The 23,352-nt window shown below is 49.8% G+C and carries 22 protein-coding genes and 1 tRNA gene; 14 read left to right on the top strand and 9 right to left on the bottom strand.

The window, feature by feature from the left end; all coding sequences use genetic code 11:
* Positions 1-3: 3 nt before the first annotated feature.
* From AACZ19_RS09475 to AACZ19_RS09485, 3 genes are all read left to right on the top strand, one after another.
* Positions 4-2,034, top strand: a complete 2,031-nt coding sequence (locus AACZ19_RS09475) for a uroporphyrinogen-III synthase (protein ID WP_339633295.1) — start codon at positions 4-6, stop codon at positions 2,032-2,034.
* 10 nt (positions 2,035-2,044) lie between these two features.
* Entirely contained in the window at positions 2,045-3,397 is a 1,353-nt protein-coding gene (locus AACZ19_RS09480; protein ID WP_339633297.1) for a heme biosynthesis HemY N-terminal domain-containing protein, read from the top strand.
* An 82-nt stretch (positions 3,398-3,479) separates the two neighbouring features.
* Positions 3,480-3,555 (top strand) — tRNA-Thr (locus AACZ19_RS09485).
* Between the two features lie 623 nt (positions 3,556-4,178).
* On the opposite strand, the gene AACZ19_RS09490 is transcribed toward AACZ19_RS09485, so the two are convergent.
* Positions 4,179-4,436 carry an FAD-dependent oxidoreductase gene (locus tag AACZ19_RS09490; RefSeq protein ID WP_339633299.1) on the bottom strand — a complete coding sequence of 86 codons (258 nt, stop codon included), beginning with the start codon at positions 4,434-4,436 and terminating at the stop codon, positions 4,179-4,181.
* Between the two features lie 256 nt (positions 4,437-4,692).
* Here AACZ19_RS09490 and AACZ19_RS09495 point away from each other — a divergent pair, with 256 nt between their 5' ends.
* Positions 4,693-5,418, top strand: a complete 726-nt coding sequence (locus AACZ19_RS09495; protein WP_339633301.1) for a YoaK family protein — start codon at positions 4,693-4,695, stop codon at positions 5,416-5,418.
* Between the two features lie 112 nt (positions 5,419-5,530).
* Positions 5,531-5,914, top strand: a complete 384-nt coding sequence (locus AACZ19_RS09500; protein ID WP_339633303.1) for a hypothetical protein — start codon at positions 5,531-5,533, stop codon at positions 5,912-5,914.
* 204 nt (positions 5,915-6,118) lie between these two features.
* Here AACZ19_RS09500 and AACZ19_RS09505 read toward each other — a convergent pair whose 3' ends face one another.
* From AACZ19_RS09505 to AACZ19_RS09520, 4 genes are read right to left on the bottom strand one after another with little or no spacing between them, the layout of a single operon-like run.
* Positions 6,119-7,156 carry a hypothetical protein gene (locus AACZ19_RS09505; protein ID WP_339633304.1) on the bottom strand — a complete coding sequence of 346 codons (1,038 nt, stop codon included), beginning with the start codon at positions 7,154-7,156 and terminating at the stop codon, positions 6,119-6,121.
* Positions 7,149-9,620: a vitamin K epoxide reductase family protein gene (locus tag AACZ19_RS09510; RefSeq protein WP_339633305.1), complete on the bottom strand. Its 2,472-nt coding sequence runs from the start codon at positions 9,618-9,620 to the stop codon at positions 7,149-7,151. The genes AACZ19_RS09505 and AACZ19_RS09510 overlap by 8 nt, the downstream gene beginning before the upstream one ends.
* Complete coding sequence (locus AACZ19_RS09515) at positions 9,610-9,798, bottom strand: hypothetical protein (protein WP_339633307.1); 189 nt, start codon at positions 9,796-9,798, stop codon at positions 9,610-9,612. Before AACZ19_RS09515 ends, AACZ19_RS09510 begins: the two co-directional genes overlap by 11 nt.
* A gap of 32 nt (positions 9,799-9,830) precedes the next feature.
* Positions 9,831-10,484: a superoxide dismutase family protein gene (locus AACZ19_RS09520; RefSeq protein WP_339633309.1), complete on the bottom strand. Its 654-nt coding sequence runs from the start codon at positions 10,482-10,484 to the stop codon at positions 9,831-9,833.
* Between the two features lie 465 nt (positions 10,485-10,949).
* Between AACZ19_RS09520 and AACZ19_RS09525 the strand changes: the two genes are divergently transcribed.
* The 9 genes from AACZ19_RS09525 to AACZ19_RS09565 all read left to right on the top strand — a co-directional run bounded on the left by AACZ19_RS09525 (position 10,950) and on the right by AACZ19_RS09565 (position 18,936).
* Entirely contained in the window at positions 10,950-11,372 is a 423-nt protein-coding gene (locus AACZ19_RS09525; protein ID WP_339633311.1) for a chemotaxis protein CheB, read from the top strand.
* A 385-nt stretch (positions 11,373-11,757) separates the two neighbouring features.
* Positions 11,758-12,210: a hypothetical protein gene (locus AACZ19_RS09530; RefSeq protein ID WP_339633313.1), complete on the top strand. Its 453-nt coding sequence runs from the start codon at positions 11,758-11,760 to the stop codon at positions 12,208-12,210.
* Positions 12,211-12,470: 260 nt separating this feature from the next.
* The gene (locus tag AACZ19_RS09535) at positions 12,471-13,034 is read left to right on the top strand and encodes a type 1 glutamine amidotransferase domain-containing protein (RefSeq protein ID WP_339633314.1); all 564 of its coding nucleotides are present in this window, start codon (positions 12,471-12,473) and stop codon (positions 13,032-13,034) included.
* A gap of 421 nt (positions 13,035-13,455) precedes the next feature.
* Positions 13,456-14,649 carry a hypothetical protein gene (locus tag AACZ19_RS09540; protein ID WP_339633315.1) on the top strand — a complete coding sequence of 398 codons (1,194 nt, stop codon included), beginning with the start codon at positions 13,456-13,458 and terminating at the stop codon, positions 14,647-14,649.
* Between the two features lie 64 nt (positions 14,650-14,713).
* The gene (locus AACZ19_RS09545) at positions 14,714-15,115 is read left to right on the top strand and encodes an STAS/SEC14 domain-containing protein (RefSeq protein WP_339633316.1); all 402 of its coding nucleotides are present in this window, start codon (positions 14,714-14,716) and stop codon (positions 15,113-15,115) included.
* Positions 15,116-15,228: 113 nt separating this feature from the next.
* Positions 15,229-15,831 (top strand): DNA polymerase ligase N-terminal domain-containing protein, encoded by a 603-nt coding sequence (locus AACZ19_RS09550; protein WP_339633318.1) that lies wholly within the window; start codon positions 15,229-15,231, stop codon positions 15,829-15,831.
* Complete coding sequence (gene ligD / locus AACZ19_RS09555; RefSeq protein WP_339633320.1) at positions 15,824-16,831, top strand: non-homologous end-joining DNA ligase; 1,008 nt, start codon at positions 15,824-15,826, stop codon at positions 16,829-16,831. The genes AACZ19_RS09550 and ligD (AACZ19_RS09555) overlap by 8 nt, the downstream gene beginning before the upstream one ends.
* A gap of 24 nt (positions 16,832-16,855) precedes the next feature.
* On the top strand, positions 16,856-17,734 hold the full coding sequence (gene ligD, locus AACZ19_RS09560; RefSeq protein WP_339633322.1) for a non-homologous end-joining DNA ligase: 879 nt from the start codon (positions 16,856-16,858) through the stop codon (positions 17,732-17,734).
* Complete coding sequence (locus AACZ19_RS09565; RefSeq protein ID WP_339633324.1) at positions 17,731-18,936, top strand: permease; 1,206 nt, start codon at positions 17,731-17,733, stop codon at positions 18,934-18,936. The genes ligD (AACZ19_RS09560) and AACZ19_RS09565 overlap by 4 nt, the downstream gene beginning before the upstream one ends.
* A gap of 293 nt (positions 18,937-19,229) precedes the next feature.
* Here AACZ19_RS09565 and AACZ19_RS09570 read toward each other — a convergent pair whose 3' ends face one another.
* The 4 genes from AACZ19_RS09570 to AACZ19_RS09585 form a co-directional block, all read right to left on the bottom strand.
* The gene (locus tag AACZ19_RS09570) at positions 19,230-19,907 is read right to left on the bottom strand and encodes a nitroreductase (RefSeq protein ID WP_339633326.1); all 678 of its coding nucleotides are present in this window, start codon (positions 19,905-19,907) and stop codon (positions 19,230-19,232) included.
* Positions 19,908-20,336: 429 nt separating this feature from the next.
* Positions 20,337-20,801, bottom strand: a complete 465-nt coding sequence (locus AACZ19_RS09575; protein ID WP_339633328.1) for a RidA family protein — start codon at positions 20,799-20,801, stop codon at positions 20,337-20,339.
* Between the two features lie 735 nt (positions 20,802-21,536).
* Positions 21,537-22,823, bottom strand: a complete 1,287-nt coding sequence (locus AACZ19_RS09580; protein ID WP_339633330.1) for a TRAP transporter large permease subunit — start codon at positions 22,821-22,823, stop codon at positions 21,537-21,539.
* Positions 22,823-23,350 (bottom strand): TRAP transporter small permease, encoded by a 528-nt coding sequence (locus AACZ19_RS09585; RefSeq protein WP_339633331.1) that lies wholly within the window; start codon positions 23,348-23,350, stop codon positions 22,823-22,825. The genes AACZ19_RS09580 and AACZ19_RS09585 overlap by 1 nt, the downstream gene beginning before the upstream one ends.
* Between the last annotated feature and the right edge of the window lie 2 nt (positions 23,351-23,352).

The raw sequence follows: 23,352 nt of genomic DNA on the forward strand, positions 1-23,352 counted from the left end.
ATTATGACCATACTGATTACCAGACCTGAGCCTGATGGCTCCCGACTTGCGCGAATTCTGAATAAGATGGGATATGATTCCCGCCTTGCGCCGATGATGGAGATTGAAAACCTTCCGGGCGAAACATTGGATGTTGGCGGGGTTCAGGCGTTGCTGGTGACGAGCGCAAATGGTGCGCGCGCTGTGAGACGTGTCCTTAAACCAGGCGACATTCCTGTTTTCGCTGTCGGAGAGGCAACCGCCGAGGCGCTTCACAATGAAGGCTTTACGAACGTCAAAGTGGCAGGAGGTGATGTCACAACTCTTGCGGCGAAAATCAAATCAGAGTGCGATCCTAAAGCCGGGAGACTTATCCATATTGCGGGATCACACGTTGCTGGCGATCTTTCCGGACTGCTGATCGAAGCAGGTTTTCAATGCGATCGCGCCGTCCTTTATGAGGCAAAAGCCGCAGCGTCTCTCGATCCGGAGATAGTAAAGGAAATCAAGGCGGGAAATATTTCGGCGGTTCTGTTCTATTCACCGCGGACTGGGGCGATTTTTGCTGATCTTGCAAAAGCAGCAGAATTGACGACCTATCTATCGTCAGTAACGGCATTTTGTCTCAGCAAGGCAGTAGCTGAGAAAATTAGCGGCCTCGCGTGGCAATCTGTCGAGGTTTCCACAGAGCCCAGTCAGGAAAACCTGCTTGCCTTGCTGGCGGCTGTCAGCCAAGCTAGGCAACAAGACGATAAACCCGGCAATCTAAGGGAGCGAGAAATGTCCGATAAAGAATCCGGCAAAAGCAAGGTCGAGGGTAAAACCGCCGTGCCCTCTGTCGGTGCGGAAGACAAGAGCAAAGCATCCGCCAACCCGGCAGATGAAAAAGTATCTAAACTCGAAACAGCAAAACCGAAATCGAGGGCAGGGCTCGTCTTGTTGGCGCTGGTTGTTGTTTTTTGCCTTGGATTGGCCGCATGGCCGCTTCTCTATCCAAGACTGGCGCCCTATCTTCCGGCGGAGACGGCCGCGATAATTTCCGGACAGTTCGGCACCCAGGAAACAGCCGATACCTCGGATATGACGACGGCAATCAAGGAGATTGAGGCGGCGCTGAAGTCAGACTACGCGGCGCTCTCAGATCGAATCCAGAAGTTGGAAGACACCCCGCAAACGAGCGCATCTGTTTCCACAGCAGATGACGGCAAAATAGCGGATCTGTCCTCGCAGCTTGACGCGCAGGAACAGAAGTTGACCTCAGTTCTCGCGGAGCTTTCGCAGCAGAAGGAGGCGATATCCGGCATTGAAAATACAGAGCCTGCTGCTGTTGATCCAAGCCCAGAAATCCAGAACCAGATTGTTGATTTGAAAACATCGCTGCTTGACCTCAAAACCCAGATTAGCAACCTTCAATTGGATCTGGCGGCGGAACGCGACGAAGTAAAAGCGCAGTCCTCACAGATTTCCTCTCTGGAAACGACGCTGAAGTCCGAAATCGCGGATAAATCCAAGGAGACGGCGGAGAACCAGCGCACGCTTATGTTGCTGGCAATTGGTCAATTACAACGGGAAACGCGAAGCGATGAACCCTTTGAAAATGGTCTGCAACAGGTATCTGCGGTCAGTGGCGATAAGTTTGCGGGCACGATAGAAAAGCTTGAACCGATTGCCGAGGTCGGGGCGCCAACCATGACTTCCCTGCAGAAGGATTTTACGGCGATTGCAACGGACATAAGCCAATCCGCGCGGCTTCCCTCTGAAGAAACATGGTATGGGCAGGCGCTTCACCGTATCGCCTCCGCGGTGAAGTTTCGCCGTGTTGATGAAACCGACGGGGATGATGTGGATGCAGTGGTCGCCCGGGCGGAAGAAGCCCTTGATGCCAATGATCTGGATAACGCCGTTGCGGAAATAGAGACGCTTTCCGGACCGGCGGCGGAAGTGGCTGCCCCATGGCTTGAGAAAGCAAAAGCCCGCCTGACGGTCGAACAATCCATCACCGGATTGCTGCAGGACGCAACGACATCAGCGGTGTCCACGCCAGCATCAAACTAGAGGGTCAGACATGTTACGAACCATCATCGTTTTTGCTCTGATTGTCCTGATTGCGACGGCCGCTGTCTGGCTCTCGGACTATCCGGGCGATGTGCGCCTGACCTGGGGAGGATACGTTGTTGAAACCTCTATCGTTATCTTCGGCGCCTTGGCCCTTGTTTTTGCGGTTCTTGTGGCCCTTTTGTATCGTTTCTGGATCTGGATCAAACATGGGCCCGGACGTATTGGAGCTATCTTTTCCGATCGCAGGCGCAATAAGGGACTTGAGGCGATTTCAAGTGGCATGGTTGCCATTGCTGCGGGAGATCCCGTGGAGGCCCGGCGGCAGGCTGTCGCGGCGGAGAAGCATCTTTCCGGTGAGCCCATGACGCTTCTATTGGCGGCACAGGCGGCGGAACTCAATGATGATAATCGGGCTGCCAGTATTTATTATGACCGAATGATGAAGCGCGAGGATACGGAATTTCTGGGTTTGCGCGGGCTCATCAACCGGGCCATTACCGAAGGTGACCTCAAAAAGGCGCAGGCGCTTACCAAACGGGCGGATGAGCTCCGTCCAGGAACAGCATGGGTCCTGAAGGAGCAATATGAACTTGCGTTGAAGCTTCGGGACTGGGAAACAGCGGATCAAACCCTAACGCGCATGACGCGCGGTAAAGCAGCGAAGGGAGAGGCCGTCCGGCGGGCCAAGGCGGTGATTACGTATGAACAGGCACTCGTTGCGGTTAAGGAAAAGCGGGATGCGGATGCCCTTTCCCTTGCAGAGCAGGCGCATGAGCTGGATCGAAGTTTCGTGCCGGCCGCTGTCCTGGTTGTTAAACTGACGGCGGATAAAGGGGCTTCGCGCAAGCTTCATAAGCTGATTGGCGAAACGTGGGAGCATGCACCTCATCGCGACCTGGCCGAGGTAATCCGCAAAACAGTTGCCGGAGAACAGCCGCGGGACTGGTTCCGCCGGGCAAAAGAGACGGTAGCGCCCCATAATCCAGATCACAAGGAAACCCATTTAATGCTCGCCAAGGCAGCCTTGGCGTCAAATGATTGGGGTCCTGCACGCGACCATCTGATGAAAGCTGGCGGTGACAATCCTCCGGCCAGTATTTTCCGGATGCTGGCGGAACTGGAGGAAAAGGCCAATGCAGATGCGTTTGCGGCACGTGAATGGATTGTAAAAAGCTCTCTCGCGCCACAGGATCCACTCTGGATTTGCGATTCCTGCGGTCGCCAGGAAGAGAAATGGCATGCTCATTGCCCGGCCTGTGACAGTTTTGATAGCTTCACCTGGCGCAAAGTCGACCGTGGCCCTCATGACCCCGAAGTAATCGAGGCGGAAATTGTGCGCGAGATCGCGCCAACGAACTAGGCCAAAAACAATCTCGCGCAGGTCCACGAAACGCTTGCTCTTCTTTTCGCGACAGACTATATGTTGCCGAAATTCACGATGTGCCGCTGTAGCTCAGTTGGTAGAGCACCGCATTCGTAATGCGTAGGTCGGGTGTTCGAGTCACCCCAGCGGCACCACCTATTCTACTATGCTATTGTTCATATTGTGTTTTAGAAATATTACGCGATTATCCCCTTGGCGTATGTAGATCAAATCACCCTGCTAGTTTTTCGTCAGCTCCTTATGGCGGGATAAAACAGATGAATGGTGAGGCGAAATCTTCGAACTGCGCGCCATAAATTTGAATCCTATGGCAGGCAGAATAAGGATATTGGCGGCTTGATTGAGACTATCCTTAAAAGTGGGTAAATTTCCTGTCCGGCCAACGCCGTAAAATTACTTTCGTCGCAGATTTCGGTTTTTTTGTTGTATCAAAGGCAGTTGAAGCTCCTCCACCACAGACCAAAAGGCGTTGCGGCACCAGCCGAACTGTTGGCCGGATCTTCCAGCAGATAGGTGACCAGCAGCGTCCCGACCTTTTCCGGTGTAAAATAGCGGGGAAGATTTTGAACTCTTGTCGATGGCTCAGCATCGCTCGTATTTTGAGGCCTGATAATTGCGAATAAGATTATAGAAGGGTATCGTCAATATGGGGTTGTCCTCCCCCAGATCGACTGGGCTTCCACCGAGGTTTTTAACGTCTTCCCATGGACAATATCCGGGCCTTTGGAGTCTTCAAACCGGATTTTCACAATCCCTGTCAGCGGAGCGCATAGCCCCAGGGAACGGTATAATGGCGCGGTGTCGCCACGCCGCCGATCCAGCCCTTTTCCAGCACGGCAATCCGCGATTTCTTGTAGATCTTTGCCAGATAATGTGCCGTTGCCAAGCCATGGCCACCGCCGCCAACAATAATATAGTCATACTCGGTCTGTGGCTCGGGATCGCGCCAGACGGGCTTCCATCCGGATTGACCCCGCAATCCTTCTATCAACAGTTTGAATGCGGAGTAACGCAAACCTGGCTCCTTTCACGGCTGCCTGAACAATCGCATATTGCCGTATATTTGATTGTCCTGACAGGGTCATGATTGACGTCTAAAAGACAAGTAGAGAGAGATTTAGAAAGTTTAATGAGGACCCAGGTCACGCTAAAAAAAACTCCTCTCAAATCTCTGGCGGCGTTGACAAATTTTATTCTCGATGCCTACTTACAAGAGAATGCCCTCTGCGGCATGGCAACATTTATCGAGGTATTGAAGTTGGGACTCAAAAATGACTGGCCAGCCGGTTAAATCCGCCAAAACGTTATCCTATCGGGAAGAACAGCATATTCCCATTCTGTTGTCCTTTATCGCCGCTTTCGTCGATGTAGTCTGTTATCTTGCGCTTTTTCGCACCTTTACGGCCTTCGTAACAGGCACATTGATCATTCTGGCGTCGGAAATCATCCATCAGGATGAGTTGTGGATAATGAAAGTATTCGTGGTTTTCTCATTCATCTTAGGCTTATTTTTCTGGCTTATCCTTCTGCGAAAACTGAAAAGCTGGAAATATTTGCGCGCTTTTGTGCTCGCCATAGAGGCCGCTTTACTGGGCGCATTCATGCTGTCAGGTGCTATATTTTCTCCGTTAAGCGGGGCGGATTCGCCGGAGACTATTCTGGTTGCGCTGGTTGCCGTGCTCGCAATGACTCTTCAAAATGCAGCGATGGCGCAGATTTTCCATCAACATGTCCCAACGACTGTGATGACAGGCAATTTTGCACGCTTCGCGATCAGTGTCCTTGACATATTCGGTTCCGGACAGGCGTACGCAGAAAAGGATAAGGACGCGGCTTTCAAAACCCGAAGTCAGCTACGTCATTATTGCCATGTATTGATGGCTTTTTCGGCAGGCGCCCTGACGGGGGCTATTGCTTATGATATCGGCGGATTTTTCGCACTTGCTTGCCCGGTTCTGATATTGGCTGTTCTCGCACTGTATCAATGGCGCACCTGAGCGAAGAAAGTTCGAACGCTTTGTTCGAAACTCTTATGCAATGGAACCAACTGCTTACAGCCCTCTTCAACCCTGCAAATGATACAAATATGGGCATTTGCGGGGTGGCTACATGACGAAGAAAACCCCTCCTTTTTCCCTCAGACTGACTTTTGAAGAGCGCGCGCGGTTAGAACAGCTTACCGGGGATATGCCTCTGGGTTCCTATATCAAGAAGAAAGTCTTTGATGGTAAAGGGCTCAAAGGTCGCCGCGCCCGCTCCCGGCAACGAAGGCCCATCAAGGATGAACAGAAGCTCGCTCACGTATTGGCTATTCTTGGCCAATCACGGCTTGCCAACAATCTCAATCAACTCGCCAAGTCTACCCATATCGGGACTTTGCCGCTCTTGCCAGAAACCGAGCGGGATATTCGCCGCGCCCGTGCTGATGTGGCCTTGATGCGGCGTGAACTTCTACGCGCTCTTGGCCACCGAACAGATACAGAGCCGTCATGATCTTGAAAGGCTCAAACACGCCAGGGCTCTTCGTGAACTGCATTTTGATACGGCAAATTACCGCCTGATGAAGCCGGATCGGCTTCGAGACTGGATTCTGATCTGGGCGGAAGAAGAAATGCGGGCGGGAACACCGCCTGCAAAATCAAGGGAGCAGGCGGCTGTATTGTCGCCGCCATAATCTAGTACAAGCATCGTATTAAATCAGCGCAAAAGATACAAAGCAAACAGGCCGGCGAAATAGCAGGAAAGCACCGTCAATGAATCCACGCCCATTCCCATAGTCTTGATCTTAGGCCTCGCCAAAAGTCCAATACAGTAAATCGCGGTCATGAAGATGCCTGCGCCAACCGCAAATATGGCTGACGGGTCCATTACATTGATGATCGGCCCGTCCGTGAAGACAAGGTCGTTCGGAAACAACAAAAAGGTCATAATCATATTGCTGCCGAAAACGTTGGAGATCGCCATGGTATAGGCTTTAACGCGGACGGCGGCAATTGATGTGCTGAGTTCCGGTAGAGAGGTTGTCAGCGCCAGCAAGGAGGCGCCCACAAAACTTGTGCCCAGGCCGGTCTGAGCAGCTAGCGTATCCCCCAAGCGAACGAGCAGAACGCCACACAGCAGGATTGCAAGCCCGGCTATGGCTACATAAAAGATCAAGCGGCTCAGGGACAATGTATCAAATCGGTTTTTACGTTCACTTTCCGCGATTTGGTCTTCGGGCAAATCGACGGGGCTCCAGGTTTCCCGGCCCTGAGAACGGTATAGGATATACATCGAAATTATGTAAAGGACTGTCACAAGCATACTGCCCGCACCGATATGAAGAGCTATCTCCGGATCTCCGATTGTTTTTATAATCAGCACAGCAGAAAGTGAGGTGATACAGAGTAATCCGGCGATGGCGACGGTCGGCTTGTGGAGTTTGGAGCTTAGCGTGCCGGATTTGACGAATATATCTGCAATTGCCAGTACGGCCAGTTGCAGCATCATTCCGCCAAACATATTGTTGAGCGCCAATGACCCCTTTCCAGTTGAAGATGCCGTAAGTGTCGTCACAAATTCCGGCAACTCCGTCGCGACAGCAAGTAGTATCAGGCCCAGGAAGGCCCGCGCAATTTTTGTTTGCTCGGCGATGGCGTCAATGAAATAGGACAGCCGCGTCCCGGCTGTCCATATGATTATCGCCAACACAGCAAAAATCAGGAGATTGAAAATCAAAGGCAGGGAGTTAAACAATTGCCTTGTCCCACAAACCGTAGGAGTTGTAGATTTTTCCTTTTGGTATACTCAAAGCAACGAGTAGAATTCCACATATGAGGCTACCGATTATGGAGAGCATTCCCGCATCATAAATGAAAGGTGTCACGAAAAGTGACAAGCCTAGGGGAATAAGCAGAAAACGAACAGCGCGACCGGATTCCGCCAGCGCGGTAATCACAACCGTCAGCGCCAGCGAGCCGATCAGATGGTCTGAATTTGCCATCTCCGTATTCGCATTCACCGTCAGGCGGGTAAACATCAACCAGATACTGACAGGGATACATAAAGCCAGATTCCATGGCAGTGTCACACCACCACTGAGCATCTCCTTGATGATAACGGAGGGTGGCTGTTCAAAGTCATCTTCCTCATCCTGCCATTTCCCGTCATCGGTATCACCAATGAAGAATATGCGGAGCAACGGCCTCCCCTGCTTTTTGCGACGATAGAGAAATTCCGACGTTGCGACCAACTCGTCAAGAGAATAGGGAATCTGGATAAGCATCGCCGCCGCCGCGATCAGGCAAAGGGTACACCATGTCCCAATCAGGATCGGCTGGATAATGATAAAAAATATTGAGATAGCCCCGAGCGGGACAATCATAATTCCAAAAAGCATGACCAACCAAGGCATGGTGCGCCAGCGCCGGGTCGAGCCCATAATGCCGGTCAGAATCTCCAGCGCGTAGGTTAGTGCGCCCAGCCCGGCATCAGGAACGGGCCAGGCTTTGGAAATAGAGGATGTAATAATCTCCTCCGTACCATTTTGCGGCATCTCTGCGGAGCCAGCGAAAAACGGTTCCCAGACGCCGTCAATATGGCCGAGCTGATAGGCGCAAAGATAGCGGGAAATAAAAAAGCCGACAAAGGCCAGAATGATAATCGGCAGGCGCTGGAACCATCCCGAAGGTGAAAACGTCCAGCCCGGCGGCGTGGTCGGCCCGGTTTCTGCGGCAATGGCTGACACCCCTGGAACAGGACGGGTACAGACAGCAAAGCCGATAATCAGCATCCCGATAATAGTATCGTTCAGATAGCCCGCAGCCGTTGGCGCCCAGAAGATTAAAGGTGCCCCCAAAAGCCAAAACCCGACGGCGCCCGCAGCCCAACGCATCAAACCTTTGCGCCAGGATAGGGATAAACTGGAGAAAACAAATAGGGTCAGTCCGGAGCCGATATTGCTCCAGACCATGGCCTGACTTTCGTAATTTAAAATGAACGGGGCGCTCATTAGCCAGAACGCCAGCCCCATATTCAGAAAATGTGCCCAAAGGTTCTCCCGATGCAAATGCCGATAGTTTTTTTCGTGTTTCTTGCGGATTGCCTCGGGGTTTTTATTCTTCTCATCCGCCGTCTGAATCCAGTCAGGACGAACAATCCCGTTGCGGTCATACCAACAGGACGGATCTGCCTTCAAATTATTAATGAGCTTTCCCAGCCCATCGAAGATTTTATACTTCGGCTGCCAATCCAGCATTTCCTTTGCGCGGGAAATATCCAGATCATAATGATCGTCCGCCAGATCGATCATAAACGGCTTGATAAATGGTTTTTCTCCTTGATCGAAGGCATCGGGAATAAGGGGTTCCGCCTTCTCTTCAACCCATGCGCCCGGTTTGGCGATCAGTTCCGGCAGGTTAATCGTTTTCCATTCTTTTTCACCGAAAATCAGGCTGCCAATGCGATTTTGCAGCTCCTGATAATTCATGACCTCATCTTCACCGGCGAGAATGATATTTTCCTTCGGCAAATCCATGCGGCGTTCGACCGTACGCATAAAGACATCCACCATATCGTCCTTATGAACAAAGGCCTGCCCTGCCATTAGATTTCCGGCATAAAGTCGACTTTTAAACGCTCGCTCATAAATCCGAGCGATCTGATAGGAAAGTGTCGGTGCGGCGCTTTCGTCATCATAAAGACCGGCCAGCCGCAAAATCGTGTAGGGAATGTTACCATGCTCATCCTGAATTACTTTCTCGGTATCCGCTTTGGATTGCGGATATACCCAACCGGGATCAATGGGCGTATCTTCGTTGATTTTTTGTCCCGGCACACCGGCCTCATGCACCAACATGGTCGAAGAATAGATAAACCGCTCAACGCTAAAATCCTGGAGGGCAGCCAAAAGCGCTCTTGTCCCTTCAATATTTACTTTCTTATACAGGGGGTGTTGGTCACCGGTGAAATCGAAATAGGCGGCCAGATGGATGACAGCGGCTATTTTATCGCCATATTGCTCTTTGATCTTATGGCAGTTTAATTTTATGGAATCTTCGGACGTCAAATCACATTCAAGGCTGATATCCGCCTGCTTCGACGGTTTTATGTCCAGCCCGATCAGAATGAAATTTTCTTTCAATCGTCTACATATTGCGCCGCCAATATTTCCCGAAGCCCCTGTGATAAGAACCAAAGGTTTATGTGATTTATTCGTCATCCGCATCCACTTTTTCCCGGCCCGCGCTCCACTCGGCGATAATTTTCTCAACTACATCTCGAGGGGCGTCGTAGCGCTCGGCCAGCGTATCAATCATGGTTTGAGGGTCTTTTTCCTTCTCCAGGTCATCAAGAAGGTCAGGATATCTGAGGATTTTTTCCTTTATTGATGATTCCATATTGAACGCCTCCTTAGTGAAAGGAATTGCCTTTAATCCGCCTTGATAACCGCGCATGCAATGCGCTTACCGGCATCGCCTGACGGTTGTGAGCGATAGTCGTCTGTGCCTTCATGGATAATGAACGCCGCCCCATCGTCATCAAGCAGCTGAGCGGCACCGCTTTCATTTTCCGAATTTAAAGTCATGCGGTCATTGAGTATGTACGTCTCAAGCGTCCCGTCCTGATGAATATAGATATTCAAAAGGTCGCCTGCATGGGGTCCACCCTCGTTTAGAAGCCCGTGTTCACGACCGGAAGGATTGAGATGACCTCCAGCATCAGAAAAATAATCCTTGTTGTTTGATCCGGCCGTTTTTCCTACTGGCGTACAAGCCCCTTTTTCATGGACATGAATTGCATGTCGCCCCGGAGGCATATCTCGAAGCTTCAGTTCTATCAGGACGCCGTTGGCTGTTTCCTGCAGAATGGCAACGCCCATTTCTTCATTCTGCGTACTGACAAATTGCGCTTTACCGCCTGCAAGCACAGTAAAAGGCTTTTCAGCATTGCTGCTATTTGTCGTGTTCCCGGTTTTACTGGTTTCAGAATTTGCATCCTTTATCCCGCAGATCATCAGGCCTGCAATAAGTAGGAATGCGCCTGCATTAAAACCAAAGTTCAAACATTTACTTTCTGCTTTCATTTTTCTCGAGCCTCGCTGACTTTATTGCGTTCTCTTTGCCAACATTATCTACCCGCTAAAGTTCCATAATTTATGCGGAAACTTTTTGGCTTGCGATGGTTTGAAAACACTATTCTGGCTTTAAGCAAGGGGAGCTTTGAGTCTGGATGCTTACATGCACCACAAGGTTTGTTCAACTTACGGCATTCCCACAAAAGACTGCGGGGCATTGCTGCCCTTGATGCCGTGCCGGTCGGTCTGTCGGTCGACCATGGTATTGCGGGAATGTTCAATAACCATTGATGCAGGCATATTTTCACCAGTAATCTAAATTGGAGTCTCGCTCACGAACTCGCCGGCCGCGTATAAGCTCCATAAAAAAGCAAAGATCATTTTTAGTTTTTTATGGTTAATTGGTTTAGCTTAGTAGACTTGATTCCACTATGTTGCGCTTGACCTTAATATGCTCAGGCAAGAAATGCGGATATGACAGAGACAGACGAAAAGCGACCATTTTTCATAGCGATCGGCGCTTCTGCCGGAGTCGCGGAAGCGTTGCAGGGTTTAGTGAAACCCATCCCTGAAGATAGCGGTTTTGCGTTCGTGATTGTGACACATCTTGCCCGGAACCGTAAAAGTTTGATGGGCGATATATTATCGCGCGTCGCCGCACTGAATGTTATCGAGGTTAAAAACAATCAGGAATTGAAGGCCAGCCATATTAATTTCATGCCGCGCACCGGATATTTAATGCTTCGAAAGGGAAAATTAAAATTTTCGAAGTTGAAAGAGCATAATCAGGCTCATAACCCGATCGATGTTTTTTCACATCACTTGCTGAAGATCAGGAAGAACATGTCATTGGTGTTGTTTTATCGGGCGGTGGGCGTGACGGAACATTGGGGCTAAAAGCGATAAAGCAACATGGTGGCCTTACGGTTGCCCAGGGGGAAAACCATTCCGCGCCGCTTCATCCGGATATGCCCGCAAGTGCCGCCGCGTCTGGACTGGTCGACTATGTGGAAAATTTTCAAGCCTTGAAAGTTTTAAGTGACGGCGACGAAAAATACCTGAACGCCTTAAGCGTTTTTTATCAAGGAGGGCGAAAGTCATATCGTCACAAAAGCCCTTCGTGAATTATGTATTTTCTCCTCACACAGCATCGTACGTGATCCCCCGTTTTCCCGCATTGATTTGATATCCTGCTGGAATTTGCTGATTTATCTCGGCGCAGACTTGCAAAACTATTATTCCGGTTTTTCATTACGCGTTGAAAACGTGCGGCTATTTATTTTTGGGCGCATCGGAAAACGTAACGCAATTTGCCGATCTCTTTAAAGGCATTGATAGAAAACACCACATTTTCCAGAAAACTGACGAAGTCATTACTTCTGCCCCTTTTTCGCTTCTATGGCCGAACTCGCAAGCAATCAATCTACCGACCAGATCTCCGACTGCCAATCAGCAAAGTTTGCAGAATTCGTTTGAACGGGGGGCTCTGGAACGGTTCACCTCGGCCCATATTATCGTCAACCGTGACGGTGATGTAGTTTATTATTCGCTACGCACCGGCAAGTACCTTGAGCCCGCACATGGTGCAGCTTCCCGTCAGCTCCTGGACATGGCACGCAAAGATGTGCGGCTGGATCTGCGCAACGCTCTGCATGAATGCATGCAAAGCAGAACCTCTGTTAAAAATCAAACATTGCAGTTGATGTCAGCGATCAGTTTCAATTTATTTCACTGACAGTAGAGCCCTTTGACGATACTGTTGAAGCCATTTGAAACAGAAGAATTAGTTTCTTGGATTTACAGCGTATCCTCTGATATGACTGTCACTGAATAAATTCCCGAACATTCAGCTATTAAGCATTGCGATTATGTCTGCGTATGAATCTCGTCATCCGCATGATCCGCCTAGCTAAAAATCCAGGTTTTTTGTAAATGTGAGGAACTTTCTTCCCGATTAGGTATTGGATAATTCCAACCCTAAATCTGGAGGATTATATGCAGCAGAAATTGAAAGGTAAAAAAATCGCATTCCTGGCAACGGACGGATTTGAGCAGGTTGAGCTTACCCGCCCGTGGGAAGACATTCAAAATGCAGGCGCAATGGTAGAGCTCGTATCATTGAAAACCGGGGAAATTCAGGGCATGAATCATGCCGACACAGCAGATACTTTTTCCGTTGATAAAACAGTCGATGAGGTGATCTCCGCCGAATATGATGGACTGGTTCTACCGGGGGGTGTCCAAAACCCGGATGCATTGCGGTTAAATCAGCGCGCCATGCAATTTGTGAAGGAATTTTTCGAACAGGAAAAACCGGTTGCAGCCATCTGTCACGGTCCATGGACATTGGCCGAGGCCGGAGTTTTGAAGGGCCGGACGGTCACTTCCTGGCCGAGCCTTAAAACCGATATTGAGAATGCCGGTGGCAGGTGGGTGGACGAGGATGTCCATGTTGACAAAGGTCTTGTCACCAGTCGAAAGCCGGATGACCTTGATGAATTTTGCGCCAAAGCCATAGAAGAATTTTGTGAAGGCAAGCAAGAAAAGCCGGCTGTTTGAGATTATGGTCCGCGAGGCGTAAAGGGATATTGCATTTTATCACGAAGCCCCTTGCGGCTTCGTGAACGCTTTGTGCGAATAGCGAAAACTTCCGGAATTGTTGGTCTCAATGAAAATCCCCCGATAATTTGACCAACCGTCACGTCATAACGGCCCGGCGGATGATTTCAGGTGATGACTTGAAATAACGAAATGGTTTTGTCATCAGCGGATCGTAAAACCAGAGCCTTCCCCGACCAAGAACTTTTGCCCTGACAACGCCTTAGGGAACGCATTCAAGCTTTTCTGATGAAGGGCGCGTGGCGGGTCGACGGCAGAACCCCGACAAAATTCTTGAGAATTCTATTAAAAAATCGGGAACCATTTGTGATGGTTATTTGTTGGAAGATTGAAGTCCCCAAGGGAAAAAGGTAAAGACGACATGACGGAAATTTCACTCCTAAATACAGATATATTGAAGGAATTGGCTGCTTTTGAAGCGCCGCTTTGCTTAACTCTGACTATGCCATGCATTAAAAGTGGCGATCAGCAACAACAAAACGCGATCCGATTTAAAAACCTCCTCCAGGACGCAACAAAAAAACTTGAGAAAATTGGATGTCAGCAGCAACAAATCGACGATCTTTTATCGCCGCTGGAGCCGCTTCTGGATGAGGCTGATTTCTGGACCCATCTTCAAAGCGGGCTTATCGTCTGTGTGAGTGAGGATAAGCAGGGATTATATCATCTGCCATTTTCCATTGATGAAAATGTCATTGTAGACCGTCATTTCTATTTGCGACCGGTTATCCCTCGTCTCCAGCAAGACAGCAAAGTTGCTGTTTTGCTGCTGAGCATGAATAACCCCGCCCTGATCTTCTCTGATAGATCAAGTGAACACTATGAGACGCAAGTCCCGCCCGAGCCGTTAAGCAGCTTTGATGATTTTATGAAAACATATGACATGGAAGAATCCCTGCAATTTCGTTCTCAGGGTTATGGCGGCGGCGTTAATGCAACCACGCCGGGCTATCACGGCCAGGGAGTGGCCGGTGATGATGCGACAAAGAATGCCCATTTGAAAGAGTATTTGAAGCAACTCGAAAACTGGGTAGATGATACGCTGCAACAGCGGCATTTCAAGGAAGTATTTCTGGTCGCCGGGCCCCAACTGGAGGGGTTGTACAAGACTGTAATGCGTAGCGGTGGTTTACAGTTACATAAGCTAGACCAGAAAAATCCCTCAAGTGAAAAGCCGGAAATATGGATTGAAAATGTCAGGCAGCAATTAAAGGAACGGTTCGAGCAGGAAAGCGAACGCGCATTGGCGACATATCAACGCCTCAAGAGAAAACATGAGGGCAGTATTGAGGACAATCTTCCCGATATAGTCCGGGCTGCACATTCGCAGCGCATTGAAACATTGATGCTACCGGACAAGTCGCAGGATTATTACTGGGGCAGGTTCGATCCGGACACCAGCAAAATTCAAGAACAGGAACAGGATGAAAGCGTAACTGGTCCGGGCGATGAACTGGTCAACCTGGCCGCAATAAAAACGCTTCTTAACGGAGGAAGAGTTATCCCTATGCCTGAAGGAGCTTCGCCAGATTATGCCGCACTCTGCCGTTGGTGATAATTCCCAGACACGACAGCGATAAATTGTGTCCATTGTCCAATAAATTGAAAGGATAGTAATAATGATAAAATGGAACATTAAAAATGACACAATTGAAATCATTGCCAGTGAGAAGCTGACAGAGAAGGACTATGACGAGGTTTTGCCCGTTATTGACAACCTATTGGAATTACACGACTGGCCTAAATTCCTGATCAAACTGGACCATTTTGAAGGCTGGGAAGGTTCCGCTATCTGGAAGGACTTAAGATTTGGCTTGAAACACAGGCGCGAATTCGGCCCCATGGCAATGGTAGGAGACGATATTACTCAAAAATGGATGACCCAGTTTTCGGATATTTTTATTCCGTCTGACATCCGATATTTCGATGTCACCGAGGAACAGCAGGCCAGAGAGTGGCTTGCCGCGCAAAAAAGCGAAAGCGCTTCCATAAATCCCAACAGAACCGTCGTCGGACAATAAAATTTTGGGTAGATCGATCCATGTGCGTGAGATCATTGCAACTGTATGAAAGAACGGGGAACTTTTATTCCCACCCTGTCGTTGGCAAGGACAAACTAATCTGAGGCAATGCCATGACAAAAAACACTCTGAAAAAATATCGGAGAAAGCGGGACTTCAAAAATACTGAAGAACCGGAGGATGGAAATGGCAAAGGCAAAACGATCTTCGTTATACAAAAGCATGATGCCAGCACCCCGCATTATGATTTCCGCCTAAGCATTGACGGAGCGCTAGTCTCCTGGGCAGTACCGAAAGGACTTTCAACCAAGGCTGGCGAAAAACATCTGGCCGTCCGCACTGAAGATCATCCGATGGATTATGCGGGTTTTGAAGGCGTAATTCCTGAGGATCAATATGGCGGCGGTACCGTAATGGTCTGGGATCGAGGGGAATACAAACCGATTGCTGAGAATAAAGACCATGACAAAACCATGGCTGATGCTTTGGAAGACGGCGCGCTAAAATTCACATTAGAGGGCGAAAAACTGAAAGGCGGCTATGCGTTGGTGCGCATGGACAGGAAATCCAAACAGGAACAATGGCTGATATTCAAACTGGATGATGAACATGCCGATGCCCGTCGCAATCCAGTCAGCACGGAACCGGATTCCGTCCTGACTAATCGGTCCCTCAAAGAAATAGCCGAGGAAGAAGACGAGAAAGACAATGCATGAAGCTTTGGAGAAATTGTCTGAAAATGCGTCGGACAGATTGAGCAAGACTGCTATGCCGGAGTGGACAGAGCCGATGCTGGCGACCCTGACCCATGAATATTTCTCCGATCCTGCGTGGATTTTCGAGCGCAAACTCGACGGTCAGCGCTGTCTGTTTTTCAAGCAGGGTAAAAACATACGCCTGATGTCACGTAATCAGAAGAACCAAAACGATTATTACCCTGAAATTGTAGATGCTCTCAAAAGCCTGCGAGGTGATTTTATTGTTGATGGCGAGTTGGTTACCTTTGTTGATAGATTGACCAGCTTTTCCGCCCTGCAAAACCGCATGCATGTCAGCAACCCAGGAGAAAAGCTTCTCAAGGATTATCCAGTTTTTGCCTATATTTTCGACCTGATTTATTTCGATGGATATGATTTGACACATGTGACGCTTAAAGATCGCAAGTCTGTTCTCAAAACCGCATTCGATATTAGTGATCCTCTGGTTTATCTCGCGCATAAGAATGAAAAGGGCGAAAAATATCTGGAGGATGCCTGCGAACGCGGCTGGGAAGGACTTATCGCCAAGGATAGCAACAGCACCTATGCTCACAGCCGGTCGACCAAGTGGTTAAAATTCAAATGTGCCAAGGGTCAGGAATTCGTGATTGGCGGCTATACGGCTCCGAAAGGGGAACGCATTGGCTTTGGAGCGCTTCTCATCGGCTATTATGACAAGGGTCAATTCCTTTACGCAGGCAAAGTAGGCACCGGCTACGACGATAATTTCCTGAAAGATTTCTGGCGTCGAATGGACGCCCATATGCGCAAAACCTCTCCGTTCGATAACTTTGACGAAAGCGAGGACGGTATTACATGGCTCACGCCGCATTTTGTTGGCGAGGTCAGATTTACCGAATGGACGAATGGCGGAAAACTGCGCCATCCGCGCTTTCTCGGCCTGCGGAAAGACAAGGCGCCGGGGGACGTAGTACGGGAAGATAAACGTGCCGCCTGAAAAAAACATTCATATTGACCCATCATGAAGACAGAAAAGATAGAGATCAGTCATCCGGATAAAATCTTGTTTCCGCAAGCGGAGCTGACCAAAGCGGATATAGCTTCCTACTACAAGCGGATCGCCGATTATATGTTGCCACATATCAAGGACCGGCCCTTAACACTTCGCCACTACCCACACGGGATTGATGAAAGCGGTTTCTTTCACAAACATGCTCCGGATCACTTTCCTGAATTTGTGGAGCGGCTGGACGTGTCCATGAAAAGCAAGGGCGGGGAAAATATGAAAATGGCCAGTGCCGACGAAGCGGCCGACCTTGTCTATTTTGCCGGTCAGAATGTCATTGAGCAGCATATGGGACTGGCGCGCAAAAAGGACTTGGAAATACCGGACCAGATTATTTTTGATCTTGACCCAAGCGATAATGATTTTGAAAAGGTCCGCAAAACCGCCTTTGCCCTGAAAGTTATTCTTGATGAACGTGATTTGCCGTCCTTTCTTAAAACGACCGGCTCACGCGGCGTGCATATCCATATTCCAATTAAGCCGGAGAAAAAATTTGACGAAGTCAAAAAAGCCGTCAGAAAGCTGGCAGAGGAGCTTTGTGATGAATGTCCTGACCTGACCACACTGGAAAGTCGCAAGAAAAAGCGCGGGGATAAAGTTTTTATCGATTACCTGCGTAATGATTACGGCATGACAGCTATCGCGCCATATTCTCTGCGGGCGCTGAAGGGCGCACCAATTGCTACGCCCATAGATTGGGAGGAATTGAAAGACAGGGAGTTGGGGCCGCAAAATTACACACTGGAAAATATATTCCGCCGTTTACCGCAGAAAGCGGACCCTTGGAAGAAGTTTTATAGTCAAGCAGTAAAATTGGGCAACTTCACAATATGAACGGCTTTTTACAAACATGGGGTGAGGCGGCAACAACAACCCTGGGATTATTCTGGATGGCATTCTGGGCCTTTGGGCTGGGTTACCTCATAAGCTCCATGATCCAGGTCTTTATTACGCGCGAACGGATGAGGCAAACAATGGGCGAAGCCGGGCCAAAGAGTGTCGCACTCGGCACTTTTTTTGGCTTTATCTCGAGCTCTTGCAGCTTTGCCGCGTTGGCCACCACGCGATCCTTGTTTACTAAAGGAGCGGCGCTTGTTCCCTCTCTGGCCTTTTTACTGGCCTCGACCAATCTGGTCATTGAGCTTGGCATTATCATCGCAATTTTTCTTGGCTGGCAATTCGTTGTCGGGGAATATTTGGGCGGCATTCTCTTAATTCTTGTAACCTGGCTTGTCGTCAGATTGACCTTGACCAAAAACATGGAGGACAAGGCACGCAAACATGCCCGCGAAGAAACAGGTGAAGAAGAAAAAGAGGAAATACCCGATTGGAAAAAGCTGATCCGCTCTAGAGAGGGCTGGGCGAGAGTTTCAAATCGCTATGTCATGGAATGGGATATGGTCTGGAAGGATGTGGCGATCGGCTTTACGGTAGCGGGCATTATTGCAGCCTTTGTCCCGAAAAGCTTTTTCCAGATGCTTTTTATTGGATCCGGTGGCGATGATCCGGCCTTCTGGCAAATTCTGGCCCAAACTTTCATTGGCCCGATTGCGGCGTTTTTTACTTTCATCGGCTCAATGGGTAATATCCCGTTAGCTGCTGTTTTGTATAGCAACGGCGTAAGCTTTGCCGGAATCATGGCATTTATTTTCAGCGATCTTGTTGTCTTCCCTGTCCTGCGTATACAAGCCCGATATTACGGCTGGAAAATGGCCCTCTACATTCTGGGCGTTTTTTTAATTGCTTTGATCGCTGCTGCGCTAATTATGCATTACGGCTTTGCCGCTTTCGATCAATTGCCGGAGACTTCCAGCGCCAAAAGCGTCACAGATCGGGAATTTTTCAAAGTCGATTATACCATGTTTCTCAACCTTGGCTTTATCGCGCTCAGCATAGTCTTCCTGATCTGGAAACTTAAACAGCATGGTGTCGGGATGATGAGTAGCGATCGCATAACGGAGAAAATTCTGTTCTGGCTCGCAATCTTGAGCTTCGCATGGCTCGCGGGCGGTTGCATAGTTGCTGTTTTAATATAGGAAATGTTCCCCTTCAGTATTCAGGAGGCTTGTGCGGTGAGACGAGCATATCAGAGCTGTGTCGCCGAGGCCAAGCTTATTGCCTGAGAGAAAGGCAAGGCCCGGGCCGCCGGGCGGGCTCTACGTCGCACAATGAATAAGCTGCAGGGCGATCAATAGAATTCCGAACCGGGCGCTTGTACCATCGGTCGTAGAGTTGCCATTTCATCAAACAGCCATAGTCGGTTATGCGCACTTTTGAGACCCGTTCACGTCAATGAGTTTATGCCCTCAATCGTGCTGAAAGTGAGTGCCTAGTCTACAAAGCCGACAAACACGGTTGCCTCTTCGATGCTTTTGCGTTCTGAAACTACCGCATTAGCCGGGAAGGTTTCATCGGGCCAGCCGAGCGCGATGCTTTTCATGATGATCTGATCATCGGCAATGCCGGCATGCTCGCGCACCACGGGGGATTGCATGATCCCCTGGCTGTTAATCACTGTGCCCAGCCCACGTGACCACGCAGCATTTACCAGCGCCGTCGCAACTGCGCCGCAATCGAAGGGTGTATCGTCGCTGCTGGCCAGCTCGCGGTCATAAGTCACGATTACGCATACTGGCGCGTCAAATTGACGAAAGCCGCGCAATACCCAGTCTTGACGCATATCCTTGTCCTCGCGGGCGATGCCCATGGCGGAAAACAGTTGCTTGGCGACGCCAACCTGTCTGTCACGGTGCTTGCCGGTGAAGGGCTCGCCAGTACGGAACTCGCGTGAGTGGGGGACGCCTGCTAAGTTGCGTTCTGTATTGCCAGCGCGAATGCGGTCTAGCGGCTCGCCCGTAATGATGTAGAAACTCCAAGGTTGGGTATTCATCGACGATGGCGCGCGCATCGCCAAGGCAATGATCTCTTCGATTAGTGCCCTCGGCACGGGATCAGGTTTATAGCCACGGATACTGCGACGGTTAAGGATCACATCGTCAAAATTCATTGGTAGTCCTTGAGAAGGTTTGGTTCTGCTTGATTTTGTTTGTTTTGCTACAAGTAACGGTTTTTGCAGTGGAAGGCAAATAATGACGTGGCGTTAGAAGGACGTGTCTCAATTTCAGTGTTCGATATAGATCTGTATGTCGAACCCGATCGACTGTCCCTGTGCTCCATACTTTTGGGCTCTACAAGTATTCCATGCGCAATCGAGGCTGTCCGTCTGTTCATGAGCGGAGACACACTCATTTTGGAAAGGATGGACCGTTGGCTTTATTAGAGGAGAGCAGAGGGTCCTAACGACGTAATGAAACTGGAAGAAATGGCGCAGATGATCACTGCTGGCACAAAAGTGATGTAGACCGGGCGCCAGTTTTTCGTCTGCATTTAAACCGAACTCTATCAAATAAGGGCACTTAACAATGGGGCTTTACACCTAGTCTGTAATTTCCACGATCATTTCGATCTCAACGGCGATCTGGTTGGGTAGAGAGCCCATACCGACGGCGGACCGGGCAGCTTTACCGGCTTTATCTCCGAAAACTTCGACCATCAGGTCAGAATAACCGTTGATGACTTTTGGGTGCTCCTTAAAATCCGGCACTGCATTGACCATCCCGAGGACCTTGACGATTTTCGTGACCCGATCGAGATCACCGATCACCGACTTCATATTGGCCAGCATATTGAGGCCGACAAGCCGGGCTGCATCATAAGCTTCTTCGGTAGTCAGGTCCGCCCCAACCTTGCCGGTCACAGCGCCGCCGTCGGGCTTCCTCGGGCCGACACCGGACATGAACAGCAAATTACCGGTAACAACGCCACCAATATAGTTGCCAATGGCGGAAGGAGTTTTGGGCAAGGTGATATCGAGTTCAGCCAATTTTGCATCAATGGACATTTGTTTAATCCTTGTATTTTGGGGATGGAATACCTGAGAATGAAGAGGGAATTCTATCGGTAGAAGGCAGCTTTTCCAAAGAATTTCGCGGTCATATATCTTAATAAATATTAATTTACTGCTGACCCGCACTTCCCCAGAAGAGCTGGGGCGCACTAAACCACAATTACCAAAGATACTCGATTCTATAAAATCCTTTACTTTCTATCCTTGAGGCTCCTCGCCTATCCTCTCTATTCAAAATCGTATTATTTGTAATCATCAGATCAATTGCAAATCCACCGGACTGGTACAGAGAAGGTCCGAGTATGGGCGAATATCGACTTGATTATCTGGTGCGGCGAGGCCATCAGTTCTACTTTCGCAGAGGCCCACAAAAGAGCATAGGGGGTTGTGAAGGAAAGCCTTGGCGGTTCATTTCGCGATCTTGCTTTTTTGAGAAGACGCATCTCCATGTCTGCTCGGCAATCACCTCCTTTAATCACGAGCTTGCGCGCACAGATCACGTACCTCATCTATACTGGCAGCTCGCATCGTATCTCCTGCCAACCGCCGCTTATCAGCCTCAAAGTCCTTCGACCCTTTATAATAGACGTCCTGTACGTTACCTGCACGGCAGCAACTTGGTGCGGCACAATAGAGGCATCGTTGTGCCATTATACGCCATACGGAGACGGGGTTGCATTCGTCTGAAAGACCAGTGCCACAGCAACTTAGTGTGATAACGCCTTTTCTTCAGCGTCCGAAGCCGGCGCTATAAGGCAGCCAGGTTGCCAAAGCAGGGAAGGCTATGAGAACCGCAAGACAGATCAGCATTAGAAGGACAAATGGGGCGGCGCCTTTGACCACTTCGGAAAGTGGCGCGTCGGTAATCCCCTTTATGACAAAGAGGTTCATGCCGACCGGGGGTGTGATCATCGCAAGTTCCAGATTGACCATAAGCAAGATGCCATACCAGACGGGGTCTATGCCTAGATGGGCCATGGTCGGCATCAAAATGGGTGTCGTGATCAGGATGATGGCAATTGATTCCAGAAACATACCCAAAATAAAAATAAGGGCCATGACCGCAACGATGAAACCGAGCGGCCCGAGACCAATTTCCGCGACAGCCTCGGTTATGCCGAAGGGCAGCCGGATGATGGTAATGGCGTGGCCGAAAACGGCGGCACCGGCAATAATCATGAAAACCATCATCGACGTGCGCATTGTTGCGTAGGCACACTCATACAAATCGCGGAAGCCGAAGTTACGATAAATGAATATGGCGACTAGCAGGGCATAGAGAGTTCCCGCAGCCGCTGCTTCGGAGGCGGTAAAGATGCCGAAATAAATGCCGCTCATGACAAGTGGCGGCGCGAGAAGCGCCCAAACGGATCGCCGGAATGCTCGTGCTATAGTCCACAAACTCGCTCTTGCCGGCGCGCTTACGTCTTTGCGCGATGACGCCTGCATGATGCAGAAAATGGCAAATACCAGCGCCAGCAAGAGACCGGGAATGATGCCGGCAAGGAAGAGGGCGCCGATTGAGACTTCCGAGACAATGGCATAGAGGATCATGGGCCCTGATGGGGGGATCAGAATGCCGAGCGTCCCGCCAGCGGCGATAACCCCAAGCGCGTCGCGCTCGCGATAGCCAAATCGTTTCATTTGCGGAAGGGCGCTGGAGCCGATTGATAGCGCTGTCGCAACTGACGATCCGGAGATTGCCGCAAAAATTGTGCAGGCGATGACGGTTGCAACACCGAGGCCGCCTTTTACATGCCCCACCACCGTATGGGCAAAGTTATAGAGATCATCGATCACCTTTGCCCGTATCATGATTTGCGCCATCAGAACGAAAAGCGGAATTGCCGTCAGGATGGGCTTGTTCAGATGCGAAAAAACTGTATCCGCGATGCTGGAGACATTGCCCTCAAAGATCGCCAGAATACCAATTGCGACAAGACCCAGTGCCGCAAAAATCGGTATCCCCGCGATGAGGAGAACAATAACCGCCGCGAAAACCAGAAAGACAGTCATTAGGGTTGCTTTTCGCTGAGAAGACGTAAAAGGCGAACCGTAGCGGCTAGAATGAGAAGCCCCGCGCCGAACAGGAGAGGCACTTGTGGTATCCAGGTTTCAATTTCAATATAGCCGACAGAATAGGAGCCGAATGCCCGGGCAAATTCAATCGAATTCCAGGTGCTCCAGCCCAAGACTGCGGCAAAGGCGATGACGGCGAAATTGCTCAAAAGTCTGATGAACAATCGCCACTTGCCGTCAACACGCTCGGCAAGAAGCTCAATCGAAATATGGTCACCGCGCCGCAGGGCTTCGGCCGCCCCCAGCATGATTGTCGCGACAAGAAGATATCCAATGAATTGGTCACTCCAAAGCAACGGCTTGTCCAATACATAGCGTTGCAGGACCGCGTAGCAGACAATTCCCAGAATTAAAATAATCAGAAGCGATGATAAGGCACCACCGACCCGGATCAGAAACTCAGCAATGCGCAGTAGGATGGAGGCATTGCCAGCCTCCATCTTTCCTTGTTGTTCATTGGCCATAC

Source organism: uncultured Sneathiella sp., from assembly GCF_963973085.1.
Classification (GTDB): domain Bacteria; phylum Pseudomonadota; class Alphaproteobacteria; order Sneathiellales; family Sneathiellaceae; genus Sneathiella.

Excerpts from the sequence above, each read along its gene's own strand:
- AACZ19_RS09475 (WP_339633295.1), top strand. The coding sequence starts at position 4 with ATGACCATACTGATTACCAGACCTGAGCCTGATGGCTCCCGACTTGCG.
- AACZ19_RS09480 (WP_339633297.1), top strand. The coding sequence starts at position 2,045 with ATGTTACGAACCATCATCGTTTTTGCTCTGATTGTCCTGATTGCGACG.
- AACZ19_RS09495 (WP_339633301.1), top strand. The coding sequence starts at position 4,693 with ATGACTGGCCAGCCGGTTAAATCCGCCAAAACGTTATCCTATCGGGAA.
- AACZ19_RS09500 (WP_339633303.1), top strand. The coding sequence starts at position 5,531 with ATGACGAAGAAAACCCCTCCTTTTTCCCTCAGACTGACTTTTGAAGAG.
- AACZ19_RS09510 (WP_339633305.1), bottom strand. The coding sequence starts at position 9,620 with ATGACGAATAAATCACATAAACCTTTGGTTCTTATCACAGGGGCTTCG.
- AACZ19_RS09515 (WP_339633307.1), bottom strand. The coding sequence starts at position 9,798 with ATGGAATCATCAATAAAGGAAAAAATCCTCAGATATCCTGACCTTCTT.
- AACZ19_RS09520 (WP_339633309.1), bottom strand. The coding sequence starts at position 10,484 with ATGAAAGCAGAAAGTAAATGTTTGAACTTTGGTTTTAATGCAGGCGCA.
- AACZ19_RS09525 (WP_339633311.1), top strand. The coding sequence starts at position 10,950 with ATGACAGAGACAGACGAAAAGCGACCATTTTTCATAGCGATCGGCGCT.
- AACZ19_RS09535 (WP_339633314.1), top strand. The coding sequence starts at position 12,471 with ATGCAGCAGAAATTGAAAGGTAAAAAAATCGCATTCCTGGCAACGGAC.
- AACZ19_RS09540 (WP_339633315.1), top strand. The coding sequence starts at position 13,456 with ATGACGGAAATTTCACTCCTAAATACAGATATATTGAAGGAATTGGCT.
- AACZ19_RS09545 (WP_339633316.1), top strand. The coding sequence starts at position 14,714 with ATGATAAAATGGAACATTAAAAATGACACAATTGAAATCATTGCCAGT.
- AACZ19_RS09550 (WP_339633318.1), top strand. The coding sequence starts at position 15,229 with ATGACAAAAAACACTCTGAAAAAATATCGGAGAAAGCGGGACTTCAAA.
- ligD (WP_339633320.1), top strand. The coding sequence starts at position 15,824 with ATGCATGAAGCTTTGGAGAAATTGTCTGAAAATGCGTCGGACAGATTG.
- ligD (WP_339633322.1), top strand. The coding sequence starts at position 16,856 with ATGAAGACAGAAAAGATAGAGATCAGTCATCCGGATAAAATCTTGTTT.
- AACZ19_RS09565 (WP_339633324.1), top strand. The coding sequence starts at position 17,731 with ATGAACGGCTTTTTACAAACATGGGGTGAGGCGGCAACAACAACCCTG.
- AACZ19_RS09570 (WP_339633326.1), bottom strand. The coding sequence starts at position 19,907 with ATGAATTTTGACGATGTGATCCTTAACCGTCGCAGTATCCGTGGCTAT.
- AACZ19_RS09575 (WP_339633328.1), bottom strand. The coding sequence starts at position 20,801 with ATGTCCATTGATGCAAAATTGGCTGAACTCGATATCACCTTGCCCAAA.
- AACZ19_RS09580 (WP_339633330.1), bottom strand. The coding sequence starts at position 22,823 with ATGACTGTCTTTCTGGTTTTCGCGGCGGTTATTGTTCTCCTCATCGCG.
- AACZ19_RS09585 (WP_339633331.1), bottom strand. The coding sequence starts at position 23,350 with ATGGCCAATGAACAACAAGGAAAGATGGAGGCTGGCAATGCCTCCATC.